8 protein-coding genes are annotated in these 5,672 nt (G+C 57.1%); 5 read left to right on the top strand and 3 right to left on the bottom strand.

The window, feature by feature from the left end; translation table 11 throughout:
- Positions 1-27: 27 nt before the first annotated feature.
- Entirely contained in the window at positions 28-336 is a 309-nt protein-coding gene (locus tag AB9K37_RS00255) for a hypothetical protein (RefSeq protein ID WP_369835076.1), read from the top strand.
- Between the two features lie 116 nt (positions 337-452).
- On the top strand, positions 453-635 hold the full coding sequence (locus tag AB9K37_RS00250; RefSeq protein ID WP_369835078.1) for a hypothetical protein: 183 nt from the start codon (positions 453-455) through the stop codon (positions 633-635).
- A 34-nt stretch (positions 636-669) separates the two neighbouring features.
- On the opposite strand, the gene AB9K37_RS00245 is transcribed toward AB9K37_RS00250, so the two are convergent.
- From AB9K37_RS00245 to AB9K37_RS00235, 3 genes are read right to left on the bottom strand one after another with little or no spacing between them, the layout of a single operon-like run.
- A complete protein-coding gene (locus tag AB9K37_RS00245) occupies positions 670-1,464 on the bottom strand; it encodes a metal ABC transporter permease (protein WP_369835077.1) in 795 nt (264 codons plus the stop codon).
- 14 nt (positions 1,465-1,478) lie between these two features.
- Positions 1,479-2,219 (bottom strand): ATP-binding cassette domain-containing protein, encoded by a 741-nt coding sequence (locus tag AB9K37_RS00240; protein WP_369835075.1) that lies wholly within the window; start codon positions 2,217-2,219, stop codon positions 1,479-1,481.
- Positions 2,216-2,656, bottom strand: a complete 441-nt coding sequence (locus AB9K37_RS00235; protein WP_369835074.1) for a Fur family transcriptional regulator — start codon at positions 2,654-2,656, stop codon at positions 2,216-2,218. Before AB9K37_RS00235 ends, AB9K37_RS00240 begins: the two co-directional genes overlap by 4 nt.
- Positions 2,657-2,803: 147 nt before the next feature.
- Between AB9K37_RS00235 and AB9K37_RS00230 the strand changes: the two genes are divergently transcribed.
- The 3 genes from AB9K37_RS00230 (at position 2,804) to AB9K37_RS00220 (ending at position 5,596) form a co-directional block, all read left to right on the top strand.
- Positions 2,804-3,937, top strand: a complete 1,134-nt coding sequence (locus tag AB9K37_RS00230; RefSeq protein WP_369835073.1) for a zinc ABC transporter substrate-binding protein — start codon at positions 2,804-2,806, stop codon at positions 3,935-3,937.
- Positions 3,938-4,022: 85 nt separating this feature from the next.
- Positions 4,023-4,637 carry a DUF1007 family protein gene (locus AB9K37_RS00225; protein ID WP_369835072.1) on the top strand — a complete coding sequence of 205 codons (615 nt, stop codon included), beginning with the start codon at positions 4,023-4,025 and terminating at the stop codon, positions 4,635-4,637.
- Positions 4,628-5,596, top strand: coding sequence for a nickel/cobalt transporter (locus AB9K37_RS00220; protein WP_369835071.1), 969 nt, complete (start codon positions 4,628-4,630; stop codon positions 5,594-5,596). The genes AB9K37_RS00225 and AB9K37_RS00220 overlap by 10 nt, the downstream gene beginning before the upstream one ends.
- Positions 5,597-5,672 lie beyond the last annotated feature (76 nt).

The raw sequence follows: 5,672 nt of genomic DNA, 5'->3' as shown, positions 1-5,672 counted from the left end.
AACCTCACAGAATTGGCCTGACGGCCAATGCGCCTTGGACCGGGCTTGCTATATGAGGGCCGCACGCTCCAAGGCGCTCGCCCCAAACTGGCCGACTTTTGCTCCGCCACAATGGCCGAATTTTACTCCGCCGTTGACATTTATTCCAGCCACGATTTCCTGACCGACCGGAGCAGGAGCCTTGGCAATCAGGACGACCGCAGCCTTGTCAGCTTGTTGACCGAGCAGATCGAATTCGCCGATGCGGTAATCCTGAACAAAAGCACGGATGCCGGTCCTGACAAAACCGGCAAGGCGCGCTTTTTCAACCCAAGCGCCTATGTTTTGATGTCGTGACGGCCAACGCATGCCGCGGCTTGCACATAGAGCTTCTAGCGGCCCGCTTGGTATGCACCTAGCGGGGCAGGGCGACCAAGTATGGTTTGTCCGAGGATGGACAATAGCCAGAGCACATTCGGAGTGTTCCGACTGATTCTCCCATCGTCCTGCCCGGCACGCTCTGTCTGGAAACACCACGCTTGGGGCTGACGCACCTTTTGCCGCCGATTGCCGGAACAGGCGAGCCTCGATTGGTGATCGTACTCGATCCGGTGGTCGACCCAGAAGAGCAAGTTGACGTAGTCTACATGCGCTAAGTTAACGTGCGGCCCAGAACCGGAGCCGCGACAACTATCGGCGCGCCAGAAACTGCCCAAGCGTTACCGTTATCGCGAAAAGCAAAGCGACGAAACACACTATGGTTGGACCGGTCGGCGTGTCGAATACCCAGGCCGCGCGTATGCCGCCCACCACCGAGGCACATGCAAAGCCTCCAGCGAGCAGAGCCATCATTTCGGGTGTGCGAGTGATCGGACGCGCAGCGGCGGCAGGAATGATCAGCATTGCGGTGATCAGCAATGCCCCAACGACTTTGATGGCAACAGCTACAACAATGGCCAGTGCAATATTCAGAACCATTTGCTCGCGTCTCGGGTCAACGCCTTCGGCGTAGGCCAGATCCGGATTGAGCGTTGCTGTCAGAAGCGCGGACCAGCGCCAGATCAGCAGGGCCACGACCAGCCCTCCGCCTCCCCAGATGATCCCTAGATCATGTGGCATGACCGCGAGGATGTCACCAAAGAGATAGGCCATTAGGTCGATCCGGATGCCCGACAGAAAGGACGCAGCAACAAGGCCGAAGGCCAACGCCGAATGCGCAAGCACACCCAGCATCGTGTCCATGGCAAAACCGCGCCCGCTGAGCGATGATACGGTAAAGGCCATCACCAGCGCCACGCCCATTACACCCACAAAGATTGACACCGAAAATGTCAGCGACAGCGCAACGCCGAGGATTGCGGCATGGGCCGTTGCATCCCCGAAATAGGCCATGCGTCGCCATACCACGAAACAGCCCAAAGGTGCCGCAGCAAGCGCAAGCCCCATACCAGCAAGAACGGCGCGTATCACAAAATCATCGAGCATCGTGGTCACCCAGTTCATTCTACGCCCTCTGTCTGGCCAGTCTTGTTGTCATGGCGATGATCATGGTGGTGCGAGTAAAGCGCGAGTGCGCCGCCCGTACCCTCGCCGAATAGGGCGCGATACTCTGGGGCAGATACCACGTGCTGCGGTGTGCCTTGGCAGCAAATATGCCCGTTCAGGCAGATCACCCGGTCTGACGCGCTCATGACCACGTGTAGGTCGTGGCTGACCATCAAGACGCCACATCCGTGTTCTTGGCGTACCGCCTCGATTTGGCGATAAAAGGCTGCGACACCGGGCTGGTCGAGTCCTTGGGTCGCTTCGTCGAGAACAAGCAGATCAGGATTTCCGAGGAGTGCGCGTGCCAAGAGGACGCGTTGCAACTGCCCACCGGACAGGGCGCTAATTTGCCGCCGCTCCAGACCTGGCACACCTGCTTCTTCCAGTGCTTTGGTGATTGAGGCGCGAGTGACCCGGCGGTGCAGAGTCAGCAGCCGGTCGACAGTCATAGGCAGTGTTGGATCAAGCGTTAGCTTTTGCGGCACATACCCGATTTTCAACCCGGGCTTGCGCGTAATCTGCCCACTGGTTTGCTGAATCGAGCCAATCAGCAGCCGCAGCAAAGTCGACTTGCCCGAGCCGTTTGGCCCCACGATGGTCACGATTTCTCGCGCCTCCATTGCCATGGACACAGAGTTGAGGATCGTGCTGTCCCCGATCCTCAGCGCGACTTGGTCAAATGTGAAGAGTGTCATGTGTTCGCTGAAGTCCCTGCGTCGTCCTGACAGTCGGTGCAAATCCCGAACGCCTCCAATACCTGTTGCTTGACCAAGAAGCCAGCCTCACTCGCAACCTTCTCCAACATGTCGTTTGTGTCGGGAGAGGCAGCTTCGGCGACGTTGTCGCATTTGCGGCAGATCATGAAAAAGGTGGTGTGGGTTGCGTGGGGGCGCGTGTAAGCCACAAACGCGCTGAGATGGCCGACTTTATGAACGAACTTGTATTCAATCAGGAAATCCAAGGCGCGATAGGCGTCTGCAGGGTGTGCCGCTTTGCCATCGGATTTGAGACGGTCGAGGATTTGGTAGGCTGACAGCACACCGCCATGCGCCAACAAAATCTCGAGCACGCGGCGCCGGGCAGGGGTCAGCTTCTTTGGCTTGTCTTGAAAGAAAACCTCAGCTTGTTTCAAACAGGCGATCACTTTTGGGTCTGATGACCCACAGCGATTTGAACTGGGATTTATCTGCATGTGAGCGGTGCAATACGATCGTTTTTTCGATTGATATAGTATAACATATCAAATACACCCTCGAGCAAATAGTTCAAGGAGTTCTCAATGTCACGCAACCTGTTGCTCGGAACCGTATCTGCTATCGGTGTTGCCACCACGGCTGCAGCGGACGTCCCCAGTGTGGCCGTCGATATCGCACCTGTGCATTCGCTCGTCTCAATGGTGATGGGCGATCTGGGCACCCCGGACCTGCTTGTTCAACCCGGTGCGTCTCCGCATGGCTACTCCATGCGCCCCTCCGAAGCAGCAGCACTTGACGCAGCAAACGTCGTGTTCTGGATCGGCGAGGGGCTGGAACCTTGGTTGGAGGGCCCGCTGGAGGCTCTTGCCTCCGACGCCCATGTCATCGAACTGATCGAAGCCGAAGGCACCAACGAGCTTGAGATTCGAGAAGGAGCGACCTTCGAAAAGCACAGCCATGATGATGATCATCATGACGAAGAGCATTCCGAAGAGGAAGATCACGACGACCATGACGGGCACGGCGATGAGGACCATGCCGAGGCACACAAAGAGCACGATGATCACGACCATGACGAGCATGCGCACGAAGATGATCACGACGAGCATGCGCACGAAGATGATCACGACGAGCACGCGCATGAAGACGACCACGACGAGCACGCGCACGAAGATGATCACGATGATCACCACCACGAAGGACACGACCCCCATGCTTGGCTTGATCCAGAAAACGCGCGTGCCTGGCTGGATGTGATCGCAGCGGAATTGTCCGAACTGGATCCGGAGAATGCAGAAACCTACAGCGCCAATGCTGCTGCGGGCCGCGAACAAATCGCTGGCGTGATTGACGATGTGACGGCTACGCTCGAACCGGTGCGGGGCAAGGAATTTGTCGTTTTCCACGATGCCTATCAGTACTTCGAAAACCGCTTTGACTTCTCTGCAGCAGGCTCGATCCGCCTCGGCGACAGCTCTGATCCCAGCCCCGCGCGGATCCAAGAAATCCATGACAAAGTCAAAGAGCTGGACATTACCTGCGCGTTTTCCGAGCCGCAGTTCAACGCCAACATGATCGATACCGTGTTCCAGGGTACTGACGCGACCGTCGGCGTTCTGGATCCACTTGGTGCCGATCTGGAACTCGGCGCTACTCTTTACCCGGAGTTGATCCGCAACATGGGGTCAAATCTTGCCGATTGCCTCAAAGGTTCCTGAGCGAAACTTGACAGGGGCGCGAAAGCGCCCCTTTCTTGCGCCTATGCGCACATTCGTCCTTCTCTTCGTCTTTCACCTGGTTTTGATGACCGGTTTTTCGTCCAGAACTGATGCCCATCCGCATGTGTTTGTCGATGTGACTGGCAGTTTTGTTATGAACGAGAATGGTCAACTCGAGGCGATACGGATCCACTGGCTCTACGACGCATTCACGACCTTGATGGCGATGCAAAACCTCGGCCTCGACGCCGACAATGACGGCAAGCTCGACGAAGCGGACCTTCGCCGTTTTGCCGAAGCGGAAACCGATTGGGCACCAGAGTACGAAGGGGACACTTACCTCTATATTGATGGCGAGAAGGTCAAGTTGTCTGCCCCGCAGGAAGCACGGGCAGAGGGACCCGGCGATCAGATTGGCGTAGGCTTCACGCTTGCGCTGGACGAGCCGGTCGAGATGAACAGCCGGAAAGCGACGCTTAAATTGTATGATCCGATATATTTTTATTCTTATGCTGTGACGCCCCAAAGCTCGGTTGAGGGTCCAATCGGTGACTGTAATTTCGAGATCATTCCCTTTGATCCTGATCAGGAATTAGCCAAGTTGCAAAGTCAGCTGCAAGCTTTGTCCCAAGAAGAAACGCCCGAGGATCCGAACGTCGGCGCGCAATTTGCTGAAACGCTTGAATTGACATGTCCTTAACGCGCATCACGCTCATTCTGGTGGGACTGCTCGCGGTCGTTGCAACGCTGGCACTGTTGGTCGACACAACACCACTGACATTGTGGGCCGCTCAGGCTCAACGGGATATTCAGAACACTATGGCGACGGGCGTGCGCGCCGTGCAGCGCGGCGAAGCTGGTGCTCTTTTGTCTCTGTGCGGTCTGACCTTTGCTTACGGCGTTGTTCATGCGATCGGGCCCGGTCATGGCAAAGTGCTGCTTGGAGGAACCGCTCTAGCCAGCCGTGCGCGTTTACGTCGGCTGACGGTATTGACCTTTCTCTCTAGCATTGGTCAATCCATCACCGCGATCCTTTTGGTTTTGGTTGGCATTGGCTCTATTCGCCTAACAAGCGAGCAACTGGTGGGCCTCACAGAAGAGGCCCTTGCCCCACTCAGTTATCTATTCATCGGGCTGATTGGGCTGTGGCTCGTGTTGCGTGGCTTGCGCGCCCTCTGGCAACTGCGCAGCATTCCGCCACATCACGCTGATCATGAAAAGCACGCGCATAGCGATGGCCACGAGCCTCATCACGACCACGCGCACTCACATGGTACTTGCGGCTGTGGCCATGTGCACGGCCCAGAGCTTTCCGATATCCGCGAGGAAATGAGCCTTCGCGAAATGAGCGCGCTGGTGATCAGCATCGCCATGCGGCCCTGCTCGGGTGCGCTCTTCCTTCTGGTGATCTGCTGGCACTTCGGCATCCTGACCGCCGGGATCATCGCGACCTTTGCCATGGGCCTTGGCACTGCGGCTTTCAACCTTTGCGTGGCAGGCGCTGGGCTTGGCCTCGGACGTTTTGTTGTGCGTCTCGACCCTAATGGTAAGCTCAGCCTCGCTGCGCCCGTGATGCAGGTGTTTGCCGGTCTGCTTGTGAACGGCGGAGCAATACTCGGCCACGGTAGCGACGGCATAGTGTTGTCGCGGGCGGCGTAAAAGTCGTCCACTTTTGCCCTTTCGGATTTCGGGAGGGCTTGGGGATATACACCGTGGACTTGTATTTGAAGGTGCG

The organism is Donghicola sp. XS_ASV15 (assembly GCF_041224595.1).
GTDB lineage: Bacteria > Pseudomonadota > Alphaproteobacteria > Rhodobacterales > Rhodobacteraceae > Donghicola.
The sequence above is the reverse complement of the archived record's forward strand: the minus strand, read 5'-3'. Positions and strand labels throughout refer to the sequence as shown.

What these genes read in the sequence shown, in the direction of transcription:
- AB9K37_RS00255 (WP_369835076.1), top strand. Translation starts at nt 28, where the DNA reads ATGCGCCTTGGACCGGGCTTGCTATATGAGGGCCGCACGCTCCAAGGC.
- AB9K37_RS00245 (WP_369835077.1), bottom strand. Translation starts at nt 1,464, where the DNA reads ATGCTCGATGATTTTGTGATACGCGCCGTTCTTGCTGGTATGGGGCTT.
- AB9K37_RS00240 (WP_369835075.1), bottom strand. Translation starts at nt 2,219, where the DNA reads ATGACACTCTTCACATTTGACCAAGTCGCGCTGAGGATCGGGGACAGC.
- AB9K37_RS00230 (WP_369835073.1), top strand. Translation starts at nt 2,804, where the DNA reads ATGTCACGCAACCTGTTGCTCGGAACCGTATCTGCTATCGGTGTTGCC.
- AB9K37_RS00225 (WP_369835072.1), top strand. Translation starts at nt 4,023, where the DNA reads ATGACCGGTTTTTCGTCCAGAACTGATGCCCATCCGCATGTGTTTGTC.
- AB9K37_RS00220 (WP_369835071.1), top strand. Translation starts at nt 4,628, where the DNA reads ATGTCCTTAACGCGCATCACGCTCATTCTGGTGGGACTGCTCGCGGTC.